Below are 19,427 nucleotides of genomic sequence, written 5' to 3'. Positions count from 1 at the left end.
ACCCCCGGACCATCGGCCCCCTCGCCCGCGCCGCCCTCGTCCTGATCCACCACACCACCGGACGCCAGGTCTAACCCACTACCGGGAAAGGCTCAATGTCTACTGTCAGCAACACACTCCGGCCGGGTGGGGTCTCCCCCAGGCATTCCGTCGTGCCCCCCAAGGGCGCAGGTTCGCCGACGAAGCGTCAGCCCCGCACCCGGGCCGTCGAGGCGCGGACCATCAGCTGCTGCTCCGCCGTCCGACGGCGGGGCCGTGCGGCCCGCGGCAGGAGCGCGAGCTCGAGCGCCTGGCGGCCCATCTCCTTCATGGGCAGGTGCACCGTCGTCAGGGCGGGCGACAGGTGGCCGGCCACGACGACGTCGTCGAACCCGGTGACGGAGATCTCGCCGGGTACCGCGATGCCCCGCTCCCCCAGCACCGACAGCACGCCGACGGCCATGTCGTCGTTGAGCGCGAGGATCGCCGTGACGTCCGGGTGCTCGTCGAGGATGCGGCGGGCGGCGTCCTTGCCGCCGTCGAGCGTGAACTCCGCCTCGACCACCGGGAGGTCGTCGAGCGTCAGGCCGTGGGCGCGCAGCGCCTGCTCGACTCCGGCGAGCCGGTCCGCCATCGTCGCGAGCCTGCGCGACCCGGACGCAACGCCGATGCGCCGGTGCCCGAGCCCGAGCAGGTGGTCGGCGATCGCCCGGCCGCCCGCGACGTTGGCCGGCACCACCGCGTCGACGCCGAGCTGGGGGTGCCGGCCGATGACGGCGACCCGCCCGCCCGCCGCCTCGAACCCCTGCACCTGCGCCTTCATCTGCGACTGGACGTCGGGGTCGAGGTGACCTGACCCGGCCACGACGATGATCCCGACGCGAGCGTTGACAAGCGCCCGCAGCTGCGCGACCTCGGTGTACGGGTCGCGACCCGTGTGGCAGATCTGCACCATGCGCCCGTGCGCGTCGGCGACCTCCAGCACGCCGCTGGCGATCTCGGCGAAGTACGGGTCACCGATCTCGTGCACCACGAGCCCAACCCCCGGGCTGGCGCCGCTCGCGAGCGACCGGGCGTGCACGTTCGCCACGTAGCCGAGCTCGGCGGCCACGGCGCGCACCCGCTCGGCCATCTCCGCGGACACCCCGCTCGCGCCGGACAGCGCGCGGGACGCGGTGGCGATGGACACGCCGGCGCGCTCGGCGACGTCGACCAGCCGCAGCGCTGCGGCTTGCCCTGCGGTGTGCTTCCGCATGAGATCCCCTCCCCCGCAACTAATGGATAGTGCCCAGACCCTTGTCACCAGGGTCTCAGGTTCCTAGAGTGCCGTAAGCGGTTACGGAAGCGCTTGCCACAAAGGAGTGGAGCATGAGAGCAACCCGACGACTGACGGTAGCGGCTATCGCCGCGACCGCTGCACTTTCCCTGTCAGCCTGCCTGGCGAGCCCCGGCCAGAGCGGCGAAGAGACCGACGGCGCCGACGACCCGATAGTCATCGGCGTCTCGCTCCCCCTGACCGGCGACTTCGCCGAGCCCGGCAAGGGCGTGCAACGCGGCTACGAGGCGTGGGCGGCGCACACCAACGAGAACGGCGGGCTCCTGGGCCGCCAGGTGGAGCTGGTCATCGTCGACGACCAGTCCAACGCTGACCGCGTCGCCTCGGACTACGAACGGCTGATCAACCAGGACGGCGTCGACCTAGTCTTCGGGCCGTTCTCGACCCGGCTCGTGGTGCCCGCGGCGCAGGTCGCGCAGGACTACGGATTCCTCTTCGTGGAGCCCGCCGGCGCCGCCGCGGAGGTGTTCACCCAGGGGTTCGACAACCTGTTCTACGCCGCGCCGGCCATCGCCGACGACCACTACAACCACCTAGCCGACGACATCCTGGCCCTGCCCGAGGACGAGCAGCCGAAGTCGATAGCCGTCGCCTCGATGGACGACCCGTTCGCCATGGGCACCGCGTACGGCCTGCGCGACAAGCTCGCGGAGGCCGGGATCGAGGTGGTGGTCGACGAGGTGTACCCGCCGAACACCACCGACTTCAGCGGCATCGCCGCCAAGATCGCGGACTCCGAGGCCGAGCTGCTCATCGTCGGGTCGCAGTACCAGGACGGCGTGAACCTCGTCGTCGCGCTGCAGCAGCAGGGCTACCAGCCCCAGATGGCGGCGATCTCCGGCGCGCCCACGAACGCCGAGTTCCCCGCCGCCATCGGCGACAAGACCGAGGGCATCCTCGCGCCCACCGGCTACACGACGACGGCGCCCTACCCGTCCAACGAGGAGTTCGTCGAGGCCTACACGGCCGAGCACGGCACCCCGCCGGCCGAGGACGAGGCGAACGCCTGGACCACTGGTCAGGTCGTCGCCGCCGCGGTGGAGGCCGTCGGCTGCGCCGACCCGACACCGGAGTGCCAGGGGCAGCTCATCGACTGGCTCCACGAGAACGAGGTGGAGACGGTGGTCGGCACGCTCGGCTGGGACGCGGAGGGGCGGCCGCAGAGCGCCCACCTGATCCAGCAGTATGTGGACGGCGAGATCAAGATAGTGCTGCCGGAGGACGTCAAGGAAGCCGACCTCATCCACCCGAAGCCCGAGTGGTGATCGCATGACCGGTGCCCTGTTCGCGCAGAGCCTGGTGCTCGGCATCCTCCTGGGCGGGCTCTACGCCCTGCTCGCGGCGGGCCTGACGCTGTACTTCGGCGTGATGCGGGTGGTCATGATCGCGCACTCCGCGTTCCTGATCCTGGCCGCCTACCTCGCCTGGTACTTCCACGAGCGCACGGGGATCGACCCGCTGCTGTCGCTGGTCATCACGGTGCCGCTGTTCTTCGTTGTCGGGTACGGGATGCAGCGGTTCCTGGTCTCGAGGCTGCGGCCCATCAGCCTCACCACCATGTCGGTGCTGCTGACGTTCGCCATCGCCCTGACCATCGAGGGCCTGCTCGGGTTCGTCTGGACCGGCACGCAGCGGCGGGTCCAGCTCGACTACTCGGGCACCAGCATCGAGGTGGCCGGGGTCAGCATCGCCGTCGTGAAGCTCATCGCGTTCGGGCTCGCGGCGGTGTCGCTCGGCGCGCTGTACCTGATCCTGCGCAAGACCTCCTTCGGCCGGGCGCTGCGCGCCACCACCCAGCACCCCGAGGCGGCACGACTGGTGGGCATCGACACCGACCGCGTGGCCGGGCTCGGCTTCGGGCTGGGGCTGGCCACCGCCGCCGTCGGCGGAACTGCGCTGTCCCTGGACTACACGATCTACCCGTCGCTGCACTGGCACTGGATCGGGCCGCTGATGGCGATCATCGTCGTCGGCGGGCTGGGCAGCATCCCCGGGGCCGCGATAGCGGCCCTCCTGCTCGGGGTGGCCGCGAGCCTGCTGCAGGTGCCGCTCGGCACCACCTGGGCGCAGACCGTGTTCTACCTGGCCCTGTTCGTGACCCTCATGATCCGCCCGCAGGGATTCTTCGGAGGTCGCCTTGCCCAACGCTTCTGACCTCGCCCGGGCGTCCCGGCCGACGACGGCGCGGCCGACGGCGGCACGCGTAGCCCGGATCGCCGCCCTGCTCGCCCTCGTGGCGGTCGTGCTGCTGTTCCCCTCCCTCGCCCCCGACCCGTTCATCCTGTCCGTCGGCGTGGTGATCCTGAGCTACGCAGTGCTCGCGACCTCGTGGAACCTGGTTGGCGGGTTCACCGGGTACATCTCCCTGGGCCACGCCGCCTACTCGGGGCTCGGCGGGTACGCGACGGCGCTGCTCATCACCCGGACCGGGCTCGACCCGTGGCTGTCGCTCGTCGCGGGCGGCCTGATCGTCGCCGTCGTCGCCATCCCCGTTGGCATCGCGTCGCTGCGGGTGCGGGGCGCCTCGTTCGTGATCGTCTCGATCGCGCTCGTGCTGATCCTGCAGCTCACGTTCCAGAGCTGGCACACGTTCACCGGCGGCTCGGGCGGGCTGCGCGTGCCGCGGCCCTTCGGTCCCGAGGTGCTGCGGCCTGAGCAGCACGAGCGGTTCTTCTACCTGCACGCCGTGCTGCTGGCCCTCGCGCTGCTTACCTGGTGGGCGATCGAGCGGTCCCGGCTCGGCGCCGGGCTCAAGGCCATCCGCGAGGACGAGGACAAGGCCCAGGCCCTCGGCGTACCCACCTTCGCCTACAAGCTCACCGCGCTCGTGGTGAGCGCGTTCTTCACGGCACTCGGTGGCGGCCTGTACGCGCTGTGGTTCGGCTACCTCGACCCGATCTTCCAGTTCTCGATCCTGGTGGGCACGTACATGGTGCTCATGTCGCTGCTCGGCGGCGTGCGCAGCCTGTTCGGGCCTCTGCTGGGCGCCGTCGTCGTGGGGTACGCGGTCGAGGTGTTCAAGTCGCAGTACGGCGACACGCAGTTCCACCTGGTCGCCACGGGCATCCTGCTCGGCCTGGTCGTCCTGTTCATGCCCGACGGCGTCATCCCGGCCCTGACCTCGTTCGTGAACCGGCGCCGCCGGGCGTCGTCGATCCGCGAGGTGAGCGCCGAGGAGCTGGCGAACCAGCGCGAGGAGGCGGCCCGATGACCAGTCCGGCAGCACCGGCCCCGGGTTCGGTGACCACCGAGGGCCTGACCAAGTCGTTCGGTGGCGTCCGGGCCGTCGACGGCGCCTCCGTCGCCTTCCACGAGGGCGAGATCAACGCCCTCATCGGGCCCAACGGCTCCGGCAAGACGACGTTCTTCAACTGCGTCACCGGCATGATCAAGCCCGACGCCGGCACCGTCACCTACCGGGACCGCGACGTGACCGGGCTCGCGCCGCACCGCATCGCCCGGTCCGGGATCGGCCGCAGCTTCCAGCTGTGCCGCATCTTCCCGCGGCTCACCGTGCTGGAGAACGTGCTGGTCGCGGTGCAGCCCCACGGCCTGCTGGAGCGCCTGCGGGGCATGCGCAACCCCGCCGACGTCGCCCGGGCCCGCGAGCTCCTGGCCCGGGTCGGGATCGACCACATGGAGCACGCCGAGGCCCGCGACATCTCCTACGGCCAGCAGAAGCTGCTCGAGCTCGCCGGGGTGCTCATGGGCGACCCCCACACGATCATGCTCGACGAGCCGGCCGGCGGCGTGAACCCCGCGCTCGTGGACCGCATCGCCGACCTGGTGCGGGAGCTCAACGCCGAGGGCCGCACGTTCATCATCGTCGAGCACAACATGGAGCTGGTCATGGGCCTGAGCGACCACGTGGTCGTGTTCGACCGGGGCCGGCCGATCGCGCAGGGCACCCCCGCCGTCGTGCAGGACGACCCCCTGGTCCTGGAGGCATACCTTGGCGTCTGAACCCCTGGCCGGGCCCGCCGCCGAAAAGGCGGTCTCGCCCGCGGCCAACCCAGCGGCCTCGCCGGCGGTCAACCCGGCGGCCTCGCCGGCGGTCAACCCGGCGGCCTCGCCGGCGGCCTCGCCGGCGGCCGAACCCCTCCTCCGCCTGACCGACGTGCAGGCCGGCTACGGCCGCGCCGCGCTCGTGCTGCGCGGGCTGTCCGTGACGGTGGCTCCGTCCAGCGTGGTCTGCCTCGTCGGGCCGAACGGCGCCGGCAAGTCGACGGTGCTCAAGGTGGCCAGCGGCATGCTCAGGCCGCGGGCCGGGCAGGTGGTGGTCGACGGCGTCGACGTCACCGGGCGTACGCCGCAGCAGCTACTGGCCGCCGGGCTGTCGCACGTACCGCAGGGGCACAGCGTGTTCCCCGAGATGACGGTCGCGGAGAACGTGCTGCTCGGCGCGTACACCGTGCGGGACAAGTCGGTGGTCGCGGAGCGCATCAACTTCGTCACGGAGCTGTTCCCGCTGGTCGGCGAGCGGTGGACCGCCCTGGCGGGCGCGCTGTCGGGCGGCCAGCAGAAGCAGGTCGAGTTCGCCCGCTCGCTCATGGTGCGACCCAAGGTGGTGCTGCTCGACGAGCCGTCGATGGGCCTGGACCCCAAGGCGACGGCGATCGTGTTCGAGCAGGTGCAGCGCATGCGCGACGCCGGCACTGCGGTGCTCCTCGTGGAGCAGAACGCGCGGCGCGCGCTGGAGGCGGCCGACGTCGGCTGCGTGCTCGACCTGGGCCGCGTGCACATCACCGGCCCGGCCCCGGACCTCCTGGCCGACCCCCGCCTCGCCCAGCTCTACCTGGGCGGCCGCCCGAAGGAGGTCCCGAACGCCCCCTGACCCCTGTGTTATCCGGTGACTGTTCAAAGGAGAACCGTCATGTCGCTCAGGACCATGCTCGGAAAGACATTCGGCGGCGCAGGACAGGTCGTGCTCGGCCTCGCGATCCTCGCCGCGCTTCTCGCCGGCCTGCACCTCGCGCCCGCGACGTCGACGACGTCGGACGCCGCGACGAGCTCGGCCGCCTCGGCGGACCAGGGCGACTCGCCGTACCAGGACAAGCTGGCCGACTACGGCGTCTGCCGGGGCACCGACCCCGCCTGCTACAACGACTGGGACCTGCCGCGCGGCGACGACGGGCGGGTGCGCGTGCTCGTCCTCACCGCCACCGGCGTCTCCCGGCACGCCCACCTCGGACCGCTGCTGCCCGCCGGGATGAACCCGCCGCTCACGGACGCGCACGTCGCCCAGAACGCGGTGATCCGGTGGGGGCAGGAGTACGGGTTCGAGGTCGACTGGACCGAGGACGTGCGCCAGCTCGACGCCCCGGCCAAGCTCGCGCCGTACGACGCGGTGGTGTTCCTCAGCAACTCGCGCACCATGCTCGACGACGCGTCCCAGACCGCGCTGCTGCAGTACGTCCGCTCGGGCGGCGGCTTCGTCGCGATCCACAACACCCTCGGCGCGATGTACCACTGGCCGTGGTTCCAGGGCCTGCTCGGCGGCGCCAACTTCTACGACCACGGGCCGCACCGGGACGGGCAGGTCCTGACCGTGGACCGCCGTGACACCTCGACGCGGGACCTGCCCGGGCGGTGGGACTTCCGCGACGAGTGGTACAACCTCGAGCCCTTCCCCACGGGCGTGCGCGTTCTGGCGAAGGTGGACACCGACACGTTCGAGAACAACAGCGGCGTCGGCTTCAACGGGCACCCCGGGCACGCGGGCAACCACCCGGTGTCGTGGTGCCAGTACTACGACGGCGGTCGCGCGTGGGTCACCTCGCTCGGCCACGACCCGGCCGCCTGGACCGAGGACTCGACGCTCGCAGGCGCGGGCTCGTTCAAGACGCACGTCGTGGGCGGGATCCTCAGCGCGGCCGGCGCGCAGCCCTTCTGCCGGTAGCCCCCGGGCGGGCCGGCCGGGTCTCGGCGGGCCCGCCCGGCACAAGCACTCCGTAGTGACGAAGACGACATTCAGGAGGCACCATGAGCACGAGACGATGGCGGTCGGCGGTCGCCGCGGTGGCGATCACCGCGGCCGCGCTGGTCCCGCTGACGACGGCGACACTGACGACGGCGACTGCCGACCCCGGCCCGATCACCGACCCAGCACCGGAGGAGATCCAGTCCACGCTGGGCCTGGTCCTGGAGGAGTACGCCCAGTTCCCCAAGACCGAGCCGATCCCGGCGCCCGTCGACCGCCGGCTGATGCGGCACGCCCGGATCAATGGCCTCGGCGAGCTGCCCGACGGCTCGGGCCGCATGTACGTACCGGACCTCAACGGCCCGCTCTACCTCGTGGAGGACGGCGAGCCGCGGGTCTACCTCGACGTGGCCGCCAGGTTCGCCCCTGAGTTCTTCTCCGGGCGCGGCATGGGCAGCGGGTTCGGGTTCGCGGCGTTCCACCCGGACTTCGAGGACAACGGCACCTTCTACACGGTGCACAGCGAGCGCCCCGGCAACGCCGGGCCGCCGTCGGACCCCACGACCTACCCGCCGCAGACGCCGACGTTCCTGCACGCGGTGGTGACCGAGTGGGTGGCCGACGACCCGTCCGCCGACGTGTTCTCGGGGACGAGCCGGGAGGTGATGCGCCTGGGCTTCGCCGGCCAGGTGCACGCGATCCAGCAGATCGACTTCAACCCGACGGCGCGCCCCGGCGACGAGGACTACGGCCTGCTCTACCTCGCGGTGGGCGACGGCGGCATCGGCGTCGGCACCGGGGTCCCGCAGGACCGGGGGACGCCGGCGGGCAAGATCCTGCGCATCGACCCGGCGGGCACCAACGGCCCGGGCGGGACGTACGGCATCCCGCCGTCGAACCCGTTCGTCGACACGCCGGGCACCCTGGGCGAGATCTACGCCATCGGCATGCGCGACCCGCACCGGTTCAGCTGGGACCAGAAGAGCAGGTACAGCGAGCCGCGCATGTTCCTGGGCCACATCGGCGAGCACGCGATCGAGGCCGTCTACGACGTGCAGGCCGGTGACAACTTCGGCTGGGGCGACCGGGAGGGCAAGTACGTCTTCGACGCGGCCGACCGCTGCAACCTCTACCCGCTCCCGGAGAACGACGCCGAGCTGGGCTTCACCTATCCCGTCGTGGCGTACGACCACGACCCGCCGCCCGGCTGGTCGTGCACTGCCGACAGCGGCTACGCGATCAGCGGCGGGTTCGTCTACCGCGGGCGCGACCTGCCCGCCCTGGACGGCAAGTACCTGTTCACCGACCTGGTCGAGGGGCGGGTGTACTACGCCAAGGAGTCGCAGATGGTGCGCGGCGGCCCGGAGGCGCAGATGTACGAGCTCGCGCTGTACGACACCGACGGGACCCGCAAGCGGATGCCCGACTTCACCGGTGACGAGCGGGCCGACCTGCGGATGGGCCGCGACCGCTCGGGCGACCTCTACCTCGTCGCCAAGGCGAACGGGAAGATCTGGAAGGTCGTCGACACGATCCAGGCGCCGGTGCCGCAGGACGTCACCCGTTCGCTGGCGCCGAACCAGGTGAGCCTCTACGACTTCGAGCACCCGTTCCAGCAGAACGGGTCCGTGGAGGTCGACAGGGGCGCGTCGCGCACGTACCTCAACCTGATCAACGGCGGGGAGGAGATGCGGGTGGCGGACGGCGCCTACCCGGGCAGCAACAACTCCATCCAGCTCGGTCAGGTGAGCCCGACGGCGTCGGGCAACGACGACTGGAAGGCGGGCGTGTACAACCCGGCCGGGGTGCCCACGATGTCCGCCTTCAACGGGGTGGACGGCATCACGGTGATGGGCTGGGTCAAGATGACCGGCCAGAACCCGAGCCCCAACACCACGACGGCCGACCCGGACGACTTCTTCAACGCCGTCGGCCTGGCGGGCGTGCTCAGCGGCGACTCCGACGGGCACGGCGTCCGCGCGCTCCTGGAGATCATCGAGGTGAACGGCGAGCTGCGGCTCGTCGCCCTGGGCCGGCGGGTCGACGGCGGCGCGTCGCAGACGTTCGCGGCGCACGAGGACTGGCGCACCCTGCTGCCGCAGGACGAGTGGGTGCACCTGGCCGCGACGTTCGACTACACGACCGGAAAGATGGCCCTCTACCGCAACGGCGAGCGGGTTCCGGGCTTCTACACGGTCGCCGGCGACCCGTGGCAGGTGGACGGCTCCGGCGCCTCGGCGACGACGCCGCGCGGGATCAAGATCGGCGGCAGCTTCCCGCAGAACACGCAGGAGCGGAACCCCTGCAACTGCGCAATGGACACGATCCAGCTCTTCGACAAGGCGGCTACGGCACGGGAGGTGGCGGACCAGTACCGCCTGATGGCCTGGTAGCCGGACGTAGGCGTCCCGGCGAAGGGTCCGCCTCGACCAAGCTCTTGCGCATGCTCCGCTGCTCGGAATGATGCGCAACCGCTTGGTCGGGGCGGACCTTTTGTCGAGCGCCCGTCGGACGTCCCGTCGGGCGCCGCAGCTCGGGATGGCGCCTCCCCCGACCCTGGGTCGCGCTTCAGGCCGGCGGGCCCGCCCACCCCGGCCCGGGCAGCACCGCGACGGCCTCCGGCGCGAGCTCTCGCCCGTCTTCGGTAAGGAAGGCGAGGCGCACCGGCTTGTCCGTGGTCTCCTCGACGTACACCACCGATGGCCCGAAACCGGAAGGCCGGTGCTCGTCCCCCCACGCCACGAACGCCGCGAGGACCGTCTTGAGCGCCGCTCCGGCCTCGGTGAGCACGTACTCGTCGCGCTGCCGCTGACCCTGGTCGCGGTAGGGCCGGCGTTCCAGCACGCCACCCTCGACCAGGGTCTCCAGCCGCGCCGTGAGTACGTCCGGGGCGACGCCGAGCCGCGCGCGGAAGTCGGCGAACCGCGTCACGCCGAAGAAGGCTTCGCGGACCACGAGCAGCGCCCACTTCTCCCCCAGCACCTCCAGGCTCCGGGCCACGGAGCAGCGGGCGTTGATCTCTCGGGACGTCGTGGTCATGCGCACATCCTAGCGATCTGGGTTGTGGTTTCATATCCAGCGTGCCTAAGTTGGCCTTCCCAACTCAGGCTGCCACCGAACAGCCCGTAGCAACCGCGAAGCACCCGAGAGAGCGAGCTCCTGCCGATGACTACCCTCAAGAACGCCGTCGTCCTGGTCACCGGCGCGAACGGCGGCCTGGGCCGCGCGTTCGTCGCCGAGGCCCTCCAGCGAGGCGCCGCCAAGGTCTATGCCAGCGCCCGCACCCCGCGGGAGTGGACCGACCCGCACGTCGTGCCGTTGACACTGGACATCAACTCCCCCGAGTCGGTCGCCGCCGCGGCCGAGCAGGCCGCCGACACGACGGTCCTGATCAACAACGCCGGGATCAGCGCCCCCGCGATCCCCACGCTGAGCACGCCGATCGACGCGGTGCGCACGGTCTTCGAGACCAACGTGTTCGCGCAGCTCGCGATGGTCCAGGCCTTCGCCCCGGTGCTGGCCCGCAACGACGGCGGCAGCATCATCAACGTGCACTCCGCGCTGAGCTGGCTCGGCACGGGCGCCTACTCGGCGACCAAGGCGGCCTTCTGGTCGCTCAGCAACGTGCTGCGGGTCGAGCTCCTGGACCAGGGAACGCACGTGCTCGGCGCGCACCTCGGGTACACGGACACCCCCATGACCGCCGGGCTCGACGTGCCGAAGGAGGACCCGCGCGACATCGTGGCGGCGATCTACGACGGGCTCGAGGCGGGCGAGCCGGAGGTCCTCGCGGACGAGACGAGCCGTCAGCTCAAGCAGGGTCTCTCCGGCCCGCTGTCAGCGCTGTACCCGCAGCTGCAGCCCGCGGGGTAGCGGCAACGCCGACGTATCGGGGGCGTATCCGAAAACGGAGACGCCCCCGCAACGGCGCGGCCGCTGGGCTGGGGGCATGAGCCCACAACAGCGCAGCCGACCCCCGGCACACGTCGGCGCATCCCGCCGACGCCCCGACCCGGTCGACTTCCCACCCTCCGCCCCGCCGCCCGGTCGGCGGAACGCCCCGCCGTCCCTCCCGCCCTCCTTCCCGCCCCCGGACCGACGCACGGCTCCACCGTCAGCCCCGCGGCCCGCCCCGCGCGGCCACGGACGCCGCGGAGCGAGCGTCCGCCCTCGTCCGACGGCGGCCGGCCTCGCGGTCGTGACCGTCGCCCTGGTCGCCGTCTTCGGCGTCTACCCCCTGCTCGACCGCGGCGACTCCCCTGTCACCCAGGCCGTCGGCGACGCCCTGGACCCGGGCCCCACCTCGTCCGGATCGACCGGCGTGGCCGGGGGCGACGTCCCCGGCGGCGCGGCGACGCTCGACGACGACATCCCGGCGATCACCAGGCTCGAACCCGCGCTCGCCGCGGCCGTCCGCCAGGCAGCGACCGACGCGGCGGCCGACGACATCGACTTCTGGGTGACGAGCGGCTGGCGCAGCCCGGCCTTCCAGCAGAGCCTGCTCGACCAGGCGGTCGAGGAGTACGGCAGCCTCGAGGAGGCCCGGCGCTTCGTCAGCACACCAGAGCTGTCCGAGCACGTCAGCGGGAACGCCGTCGACATCGGGCCGACGGAGGGCTCCTACTGGCTGATCCAGCACGGCACCGACTACGGCCTGTGCCAGGTGTACGCGAACGAGATCTGGCACTTCGAGCTGCTGACCGAGCCCGGGGGCACCTGCCCCGCGCTGCTCGAGGACAGCTCCGGCGGATAAGCGGTTGGATACGGCTGGACGGTCCAACAGACGACACAGCTGACCGACGCAGCCGAACAAGGAGCCACGGATGAACCACAGCACGCCGGCGTTCGACGCCTGTCTCAAGGCGACCAGGGACAGCTCGCTCTGGGGCTGGTTCCCCACGAACCGGGAGTCCGTGCTCACCGTCCCGTCGGGCAGCGTGGTCAAGATCGACGCGGTGAACCAGATGGGCGTCTCGGCGAGCGAGGGGCCGGTCACCTGGTTCGAGCGGCTCGGCGTGCCCGCCGACGACGTCCTCCCCGAGCTGGCCGACATCGCCACGATCCCCCGGACGCCGGGCTCCTCGGGCCACGTCCTGACCGGACCGCTGCATGTCGAAGGCGCCGAGCCGGGCGACGTGCTGGAGGTGGAGATCCTCGACCTCGCACCGCGCGTGCCGTACGGCGTCAACGTCTCTGCCCACGGCAGCGGCGTCCTGCCCGACCTGCTCGAGGAGCCGTCGGTGCGGCTCCTCCGGCTCGACGAGCACCACCACCACTACGACTTCGGGCACGGGATCCGCATCCCGTTCCGGCCGTTCGCCGGGATCATGGCGGTCGCCCCGCCCACCGACGCCGGGTTCGTCTCCGCCAACCCGCCCGACCGGTGGGGCGGCAACATGGACATCAAGGACCTCACGGCGGGCTCGACGCTCCACCTGCCGGTCTTCCAGCCGGGCGCGCAGTTCTACGTCGGGGACACCCACGGCGCGCAGGGGCACGGCGAGATCAACCAGACCGCCGTCGAGCACTCCATGTCGTTCACCGCCCGGTTCACGGTGCGCAAGGGCGCGAGCCTGACGTGGCCGCGCGCCGAGCTGCCCGGCCACCACCTCACGATGGGCGCCCACCCGGACCTCGACGTCGCCCTGCAGATCGCCGCGACGGAGGCGATCCGCTTCCTGCGCGAGCAGACGAACGGCGCCCTGTCCGACGCCGACGCCTACGCGCTGTGCAGCCTCGCGGTCGACTTCGTCATCGCCGAGGCGGTAGACGGCAACAAGATCGTCGCCGCCTACATCCCGAAACCCCTGGTGGGCTGACCAAAGTTACTGAGGTCGGTTCAGCAGGCTCGATAGTGCCGTCTTCCTCGGATACATGGCCGCTTCGAGCCTGCTGAACGCGAGTCAGTCCGCGGCCGAGGCCCGGGTCAGGCGGAGCCTGGCCGTCGGGTTAGTCAGGGTGCCGACGTCGTCCAGCCACTGCTCGACGCCCCCGCGGTGCGGCAGTGCGCGCACCTCCGGGTCGGTGATCGCCGCGCGCAGCGCCCCGGCCACGCCGTCGCGCAGCCCCGTGAACGGCCGGTCCCAGAAGTCCTCGCACGCCGGCCCGTCCAGGGCGGGCAGCCCGACGGCCCGCTGCCGGTCGTGCAGCACCTCGCAGGCCGCGCGCAGGGCGGCGTCGCGCTCCTGCCAGGTCGCGGCCGCGAGCGCCCCGGCCAGGTGCCCGGCGGCCGACGGCGCCACGGGCAGCCGCCCGAACAGCGTCCCCGCCCACTTGGGGTACGGCGGCCAGTGCCGCTCCAGCAGGAAGCCGAGCCGGACCAGCGCCGTGACCAGGCGTGCGGCGATCGTCCGGGAGCCGAGGTCGTCGCCGCGCTGCCCGGTGCGCCCCACAAACGGCAGCTCCTGCTCGACTCGGGTCCACTCGGCGGCCAGCACGTGCAGCCAGACGTCGTGCGGGTACCAGGCGAGCCGTTCGCGCAGCGCGGTGATCTCGCCGGACGTGTCCTCGAACACGGGCCCGGCGGTGACCTCCAGCGCGGACTGCCCCGTCAGCGAGAGCCAGTCGGTTGCGGTCATGCCGTCGCCGACGTCGAGCCCCGTGCGCTCCCGTACGAAGTCGGCGGGCGCCTCGATCTCGACCTGGTGCCGGACCGTCGGGTCCTTGGAGAGGGGAAACGCCGTCGGCCATCCCTGGTACGACGCCGGGAGGGCCGCGGCGAGGACCTGGTCGACCTCGCGCACGCGGTCGGCCGGGACCAGCAGGGTCAGCCGGAGGCCCCAGTCGTGGTCGCGAGAGGTGTCGTCGTCGAGCCCGAGCACGTCCGAGCCGGTGCCGAGCCGCCCGGCCGCGCGCGGCAGGTCCGGCAGCTTCCGGTCCAGGATCGGGCGGACGACGTCGGCCCAGTACGCGCGGGCGAGGTTGATGCCGGACATGCCGCCAACCTACGAGCCGGGCCCTGGCCGGTCCAGGCGATTCCGGCGGCCCGGGCCCGCGCTCAGCGCACGCTGGCGGTGACGGCCCGCGCCGTCAGGCAGGTCCAGCCGCCCACGTAGATGCGGTCGCCGTCGGCCAGCCAGCGGCGCTCCCCCGGGCGCAGCGGCACGGTGGGCAGGGCGTCGCCGCGCGCGGCGACGTAGGTGCCGTTGGCCGACCCGAGGTCGACGACGCTCCAGCCGCCCTCCTTCCAGGCGATCTCGCAGTGCCTGCGCGAGACGCCGGTGTCCTCACAGACGATGTCGGGCAGGACGCCGCGGCTGCGTGACGCACGGCCGACCACCAGCCGCTCGCCCGTCAGCGGCACGACGGTGTCCACCGAGGCGGCAGGGGTAAGGCGGTCCTCGGCGACCTGGTCGGCGGACCACTCGTGGTCGGACCGGACCTCGACGACCCAGGCCGTCGGCACGCTCTCCGCCCGGAAAGGCCGCACGACCGGGAGGACCACCCTCGGCAGGGTTATGGAGTCGTCCGGCCTGGGAGCCGAGCTGATCCGGACGGCGAGCAGGGGGACGTGCTCCTGGACGACGTCCGGGTATGCGGTCAGCATCCTCGCCAGGGCCAGCGCACCGTCGAGCGGCAGCCCGGCGGTGGGCTGCACGCGCACGTCGCCGCGCTTCTCCAGGAGGTGGCGGATCACCATCGACCGGAACATCGGCGCGTGCAGCAGGAGCTTTCCCGTGGTGACCGCCACGGGTGCCACGCCGGGATGGCTCAGCACCGCGCACAGCCCGTCCGCCAGGGACCGGGCCGCCTCGTCGAGGATCTCGCGGCACGCCAGGTCGCCGTAGTCCGCTGCCGCGATGACCTGCGGCGCGAAACCGGCGAACAGCGACACGTCGTTGACGGCCGTCCACCGCTCCCGCCGCCCGAAGTGCTGCTCGGCCGCCCGGACAAGTGCCGGCGACGCGCCCATCCGCCGGCCGTCCATCGACCGCGCCGCCGCGTCCAGGCCGCGGCGGCCGATCCAGGCGCCGCCGCCGTTGTCGCCCACGTGCGGCCCCATCCCGTCGGCGAGGTGCCACCTGCCGACGTCGTCGCATGCCACGGCCACAGCGCCGGTCCCGACGGCGAGCGTGGCGCCCGGTCCCGCGCCGAGGGCGCCCAGGTGGGCGGTGACCGCGTCGCTCGAGACGGCGGTCGAGCTGGTGCGCAGCTCCTCCGCGAGGATGTCGTGCACGCGGTTGGGGTCGAGGATCCCGGCCTGCGTCATGGACCGGAACCCGCGCATCCCGACGGCGGCGGCCGCCACCCGGGGGCGTCCGCCGAACTGGGCGGCGAAGCCCCGGCACAGGTCCCGCACCACGTCCGGCACGGTCGAGCGCCCGGCGACGACGGCGGCCGGCGGCCCTGTGACCTCGTACGACCTACCGAACTGGCCGATGGTGACCCGCAGGCGCGAACCCGTGCCGCCGATGTCCACTCCGGCTATCCCGGCGTCCATTTTCGGGGCCCTTGCCCCGCCCTGCTGACCAGTCGCTATCGGCACCGGGCCATATTCACCCGGGACGCCGCAATCCGCATGTGTCGGGTGTCATATGCGGCGCCGGGGCGACCCCTTGACAGATTTACTGAGTCGTCTCATTATTGAGTGAACTCAGGTTGATCGAGAGCAAGCCACCGGCACAAGAAGGAAAGTCACCATGCGAGCGTTCGTCGTCAGCAAGTACAAGGGGCCGCTGCAGGAAGCGGACGTCCCCGAGCCCGAGGCCGGGGAGCACGACGTGCTCGTCCAGGTCCAGGCCGCCGGGCTCAACCTGCTCGACGAGAAGATCCGCGCCGGGGAGTTCAAGCAGGTCCTCCCGTACAAGCTCCCGCAGACCCTCGGCAACGACCTCGCCGGAACCGTCATCGGCGTCGGCGCGAAGGTGCGGGGATTCGCGCTCGGCGACCAGGTGTACGCCCGGCCCGGCAAGGACCGCATCGGAACCTTCGCCGAGCGCATCGCGGTCGCCGAGACCGACCTGGCCCTCAAGCCGGCATCGATCACCCTCGAGGAGGCGGCCTCGCTGCCGCTGGTGGCACTGACCGCCTGGCAGGCTCTGGTCGAGAAGGGCAACGTGCAGCCGGGCCAGCGGGTCCTCATCCACGCCGGCGCCGGCGGAGTCGGCACGATAGCGATCCAGCTCGCCAAGCACCTCGGCGCCACCGTCGCCACCACGGCCAGTGCAGGCAACGCCGACTTCGTGCGCGAGCTCGGCGCCGACAGCGTCATCGACTACCGCAACCAGGACTTCGAACAGCTCCTGGACGGGTACGACCTGGTGCTGGACAGCCTCGGCGGGAAGAACCTCGAAAGGTCCCTGCGGGTGTTGCGCCCCGGGGGCAAGGCGATCGGGATCGCCGGGCCGCCCGACCCCGCGTTCGCCCGCGAGATCGGCGCGAGCCCGCTGATCCGGCTCGTGACGGCCGCCCTCAGCGGCGGCATCCGCCGCCAGGCCCGGCGCCTCGGCGTGCAGTACGAGTTCCTCTTCATGCACGCCAGCGGCGACCAGCTCCGCCAGATCACAGCCCTCGTCGACAGCGGCGCGGTGCGCCCCGTCGTCGGACGGGTCTTCGACTTCGACCAGACCCCGGCGGCAGTGCAGTCCCTCGATAAGGGCGGCATCCGCGGCAAGGCCGTCATCACCAGGGCCTGACCGGCCTTTCTCACCATCCGCAAGCCAGCACACAGGAGAACATCATGAGCAGCATCGGCACCTCGAACGAACCCGTCGTCACCTCGTACGCGCAGGCACCGGCCCGCACCATCACGGCCGGCGGCGTCACGTACGCCTACCGCGAGCTGGGACCGAAGGGCGGGATCCCCGTCGTCTTCTTCGTGCACCTCGCCGCGACCCTCGACAACTGGGACCCCCGGATCGTCGACCCCATCGCGCAGAACCGCCACGTCATCACCTTCGACAACCGCGGCGTCGGTGCGTCCACCGGCAGCGTTCCCGACAGCGTCGAGGCCATGGCCGACGACGCGTACACCTTCATCAAGGCCCTCGGCTACGACACGATCGACATCTTCTCCTTCTCGCTGGGCGGCATGGTCGCGCAGGACCTCGTCATCAAGCACCCCGACCTGGTCCGCAAGCTCGTCCTGACCGGCACCGGCCCCCGGGGCGGCAAGGACATCGACAAGGTCGTCGGCGTCACCTACTGGGACATCCTGCGCGCGACGCTGACCCGGCAGGACCCGAAGGAATTCCTCTTCTTCAACCGCAACGCCACCGGCAAGCCCGCCGCCCGCGCTTTCGTGAACCGCCTCAAGGAACGCACCATCGACCGCGACGCGGACATGTCGCTGACGGGGTTCCGGACTCAGCTCAAGGCGATCCAGAAGTACGGACGCTCTGCCCCGTCCGACTTGTCGAAGGTCACGCAGCCCACCCTGATCGCGAACGGCGACAACGACCGGATGGTGCCCTCGGGGCTGTCCGACGACCTGCACCGCCGCATCAAGGACTCCGAGCTGATCATCTACCCCGACTCCGGGCACGGCGGCATCTTCCAGTTCCACGAGAAGTTCGCCCCCGTCGCCGCCGAGTTCCTCGCCGGCTGACCGCCGCCCACCGAACGAAGGCAAGAAGATGACCACTACCCATCCCTTCACGAGGAAACCCTTCGTCTCCTCGATCCCGCTGTGGATGCGCACCGACCAACCACGGCAGACGGGCGTGGACTACTGGAAGGGCCCGCACTCGAAGATCATCTCCGCCACCCCCGGGTTCGAGGAGTACCGCCAGATCCACCTGGCGGAGCACAACCCCGGACTGTGGCCGGCGACCCGCGGCGTCGAGACCGTCATCCCGGCCGAGCGCCGGATCGACGGGGTCGCCGAGGTGACGTTCCGGTCGGTGCTGTCGCCGCTGCTGGGCCGCAAGCAGACCCGGCTGGCATACCAGGACGAGATCAACGTGTTCCGGCGCACCTTCCTCTACGCCGGGCCGCCGCGCTCCGCACGCTGGTACGGCGTGGCCGGCCAGGGCGAGATGGTCGGCGCCCGAGCCATGGTCTACCTCCGGCGGCGCGACGGCGTACGCACCGGCGCTTTCCAGAAGCACGTCAACGAGCTCGCCGGTTCGCTCGCCGGCACGGGCGTGCTGCAGGAACTGAGGACCCAGGTCTTCATGCCCTGGAACGAGAAGCTCTGGGACACCCCGAACGTCGCACACGACAACCCCGCAGACCAGCGGTTCCACGCGTCGCTCATCCTGGGCTTCACCGATCCGGCGGCGCGGGCAGCCTTCTTCAAGAGCCCTGAGGTCGCGAGCCTCTCGGACACGCTCGCCCCGCTTGTCTCCGCCGTCCACGCCTACGAGGTCACCGACGCCCTGACCTACGTGAAGGACGGCAAGGAACTCTCGCACTACCAGCGATAACTACGCCGCACGCCATGCGGCCGGCTGTCCACCGGCCGCGGGCGGCGATCCGACAACACAGCGATCCACCAACAGAAAGAACCTGAGCATGCCTTCCCTCGATGGAGCAGTCGTCCTGGTCACCGGAGCAAACGGCGGCATCGGGACCCACTTCGTCCACCAGGCTCTCGCCCGCGGCGCCGCGAAGGTCTACGCCACCGCCCGCACGCCCCGCACGTGGGACGACGAGCGCATCGTTCCCCTCACCCTCGACGTCACCGACCCGGCGTCCGTCGCCGCCGCGGTGGACGCGGCGCCGGACGTCACAGCGCTCATCAACAACGCGGGGGCGAACCCGCCCAGCACGAGCCTGCTGGACGTGACCGAGGCGGGCATCCGGGCGAACATGGAGATCAACTTCTTCGGCCCGGTCCTCCTCGCCCGCGCCTTCGCACCGGTCCTCGTCGCCGCGCCGCGGGCCGTCCTCGTGGACGTGCTCTCGGTGGCGAGCTGGTACGGCTTCGGCGGCGTCTACAGCGCGGCCAAGGCCGCGCTCTGGTCGGCCACCAGCTCCCTGCGCCTGGAGCTGGCGCCCCGGGGCGTCCACGTGACGGGGGTGCACATGGGCTACGTCGAGACCCGGATGGCCGCGCACGCGGACGGGCCCAAGATGGCGCCGGCCGACCTCGTCACCAAGGTCTACGACGCCGTCGAGGCGGATGAGTACGAGGTCATCGGCGATGACCTGACCGCGCAGGTCAAGGCGGCGCTGAGCGCCCCGGTCGAGGCGCTCTACCCGGAGCTCCGCGGTGCCGGGAAGGATCCGGCCGCCGTGGAAGAATGAGCG

At 71.6% G+C, this 19,427-nt stretch carries 18 protein-coding genes; 14 read left to right on the top strand and 4 right to left on the bottom strand.

Annotated features, from left to right (window positions below; all coding sequences use genetic code 11):
• Positions 1-187: 187 nt before the first annotated feature.
• Positions 188-1,234 carry a LacI family DNA-binding transcriptional regulator gene (locus C8K30_RS29265; RefSeq protein WP_108496430.1) on the bottom strand — a complete coding sequence of 349 codons (1,047 nt, stop codon included), beginning with the start codon at positions 1,232-1,234 and terminating at the stop codon, positions 188-190.
• Between the two features lie 113 nt (positions 1,235-1,347).
• On the opposite strand from C8K30_RS29265, the gene C8K30_RS29260 reads away from it, so the two are divergent.
• From C8K30_RS29260 to C8K30_RS29230, 7 genes are all read left to right on the top strand, one after another.
• Positions 1,348-2,580 (top strand): amino acid ABC transporter substrate-binding protein, encoded by a 1,233-nt coding sequence (locus tag C8K30_RS29260; protein WP_108496429.1) that lies wholly within the window; start codon positions 1,348-1,350, stop codon positions 2,578-2,580.
• Positions 2,581-2,584: 4 nt separating this feature from the next.
• Complete coding sequence (locus tag C8K30_RS29255) at positions 2,585-3,469, top strand: branched-chain amino acid ABC transporter permease (protein ID WP_108496428.1); 885 nt, start codon at positions 2,585-2,587, stop codon at positions 3,467-3,469.
• Positions 3,453-4,526, top strand: a complete 1,074-nt coding sequence (locus C8K30_RS29250; RefSeq protein ID WP_233257554.1) for a branched-chain amino acid ABC transporter permease — start codon at positions 3,453-3,455, stop codon at positions 4,524-4,526. The genes C8K30_RS29255 and C8K30_RS29250 overlap by 17 nt, the downstream gene beginning before the upstream one ends.
• A complete protein-coding gene (locus C8K30_RS29245; RefSeq protein WP_108496427.1) occupies positions 4,523-5,278 on the top strand; it encodes an ABC transporter ATP-binding protein in 756 nt (251 codons plus the stop codon). Before C8K30_RS29250 ends, C8K30_RS29245 begins: the two co-directional genes overlap by 4 nt.
• A complete protein-coding gene (locus tag C8K30_RS29240) occupies positions 5,268-6,149 on the top strand; it encodes an ABC transporter ATP-binding protein (RefSeq protein ID WP_233257553.1) in 882 nt (293 codons plus the stop codon). Before C8K30_RS29245 ends, C8K30_RS29240 begins: the two co-directional genes overlap by 11 nt.
• Before the next feature lie 39 nt (positions 6,150-6,188).
• On the top strand, positions 6,189-7,214 hold the full coding sequence (locus C8K30_RS29235) for a ThuA domain-containing protein (protein ID WP_108496426.1): 1,026 nt from the start codon (positions 6,189-6,191) through the stop codon (positions 7,212-7,214).
• An 83-nt stretch (positions 7,215-7,297) separates the two neighbouring features.
• Complete coding sequence (locus C8K30_RS29230; RefSeq protein ID WP_108496425.1) at positions 7,298-9,628, top strand: PQQ-dependent sugar dehydrogenase; 2,331 nt, start codon at positions 7,298-7,300, stop codon at positions 9,626-9,628.
• Between the two features lie 175 nt (positions 9,629-9,803).
• On the opposite strand, the gene C8K30_RS29225 is transcribed toward C8K30_RS29230, so the two are convergent.
• Entirely contained in the window at positions 9,804-10,274 is a 471-nt protein-coding gene (locus tag C8K30_RS29225) for a helix-turn-helix domain-containing protein (RefSeq protein WP_233257552.1), read from the bottom strand.
• Positions 10,275-10,400: 126 nt separating this feature from the next.
• Here C8K30_RS29225 and C8K30_RS29220 point away from each other — a divergent pair, with 126 nt between their 5' ends.
• From C8K30_RS29220 to C8K30_RS29205, 3 genes are all read left to right on the top strand, one after another.
• Complete coding sequence (locus C8K30_RS29220) at positions 10,401-11,108, top strand: SDR family oxidoreductase (RefSeq protein ID WP_108496424.1); 708 nt, start codon at positions 10,401-10,403, stop codon at positions 11,106-11,108.
• Positions 11,109-11,433: 325 nt separating this feature from the next.
• Positions 11,434-11,988, top strand: coding sequence for a M15 family metallopeptidase (locus C8K30_RS29210; RefSeq protein WP_108496422.1), 555 nt, complete (start codon positions 11,434-11,436; stop codon positions 11,986-11,988).
• A 70-nt stretch (positions 11,989-12,058) separates the two neighbouring features.
• A complete protein-coding gene (locus C8K30_RS29205) occupies positions 12,059-13,054 on the top strand; it encodes an acetamidase/formamidase family protein (protein WP_108496421.1) in 996 nt (331 codons plus the stop codon).
• 84 nt (positions 13,055-13,138) lie between these two features.
• Here the strand turns inward: C8K30_RS29205 and C8K30_RS29200 are convergent, their stop codons facing one another.
• Both C8K30_RS29200 and C8K30_RS31750 read right to left on the bottom strand, forming a co-directional pair.
• The gene (locus C8K30_RS29200) at positions 13,139-14,170 is read right to left on the bottom strand and encodes a DUF4037 domain-containing protein (protein ID WP_108496420.1); all 1,032 of its coding nucleotides are present in this window, start codon (positions 14,168-14,170) and stop codon (positions 13,139-13,141) included.
• A 62-nt stretch (positions 14,171-14,232) separates the two neighbouring features.
• The gene (locus C8K30_RS31750; RefSeq protein ID WP_108496419.1) at positions 14,233-15,675 is read right to left on the bottom strand and encodes a BadF/BadG/BcrA/BcrD ATPase family protein; all 1,443 of its coding nucleotides are present in this window, start codon (positions 15,673-15,675) and stop codon (positions 14,233-14,235) included.
• 199 nt (positions 15,676-15,874) lie between these two features.
• Here C8K30_RS31750 and C8K30_RS29190 point away from each other — a divergent pair, with 199 nt between their 5' ends.
• The 4 genes from C8K30_RS29190 to C8K30_RS29175 all read left to right on the top strand — a co-directional run bounded on the left by C8K30_RS29190 (position 15,875) and on the right by C8K30_RS29175 (position 19,424).
• The gene (locus tag C8K30_RS29190) at positions 15,875-16,870 is read left to right on the top strand and encodes an NADP-dependent oxidoreductase (RefSeq protein WP_108496418.1); all 996 of its coding nucleotides are present in this window, start codon (positions 15,875-15,877) and stop codon (positions 16,868-16,870) included.
• A 44-nt stretch (positions 16,871-16,914) separates the two neighbouring features.
• Positions 16,915-17,781 (top strand): alpha/beta fold hydrolase, encoded by an 867-nt coding sequence (locus C8K30_RS29185; protein ID WP_199230756.1) that lies wholly within the window; start codon positions 16,915-16,917, stop codon positions 17,779-17,781.
• Positions 17,782-17,809: 28 nt separating this feature from the next.
• Positions 17,810-18,601, top strand: coding sequence for a strictosidine synthase (locus C8K30_RS29180; RefSeq protein ID WP_108496417.1), 792 nt, complete (start codon positions 17,810-17,812; stop codon positions 18,599-18,601).
• An 88-nt stretch (positions 18,602-18,689) separates the two neighbouring features.
• On the top strand, positions 18,690-19,424 hold the full coding sequence (locus C8K30_RS29175) for an SDR family oxidoreductase (RefSeq protein ID WP_108496416.1): 735 nt from the start codon (positions 18,690-18,692) through the stop codon (positions 19,422-19,424).
• The last annotated feature ends 3 nt before the right edge of the window (positions 19,425-19,427 follow it).

Origin of the sequence: Promicromonospora sp. AC04, from assembly GCF_003058225.1 — a bacterium.
Taxonomy (GTDB): Bacteria; Actinomycetota; Actinomycetes; order Actinomycetales; family Cellulomonadaceae; genus Promicromonospora.
This window is presented reverse-complemented; position numbering and strand designations above follow the sequence as displayed.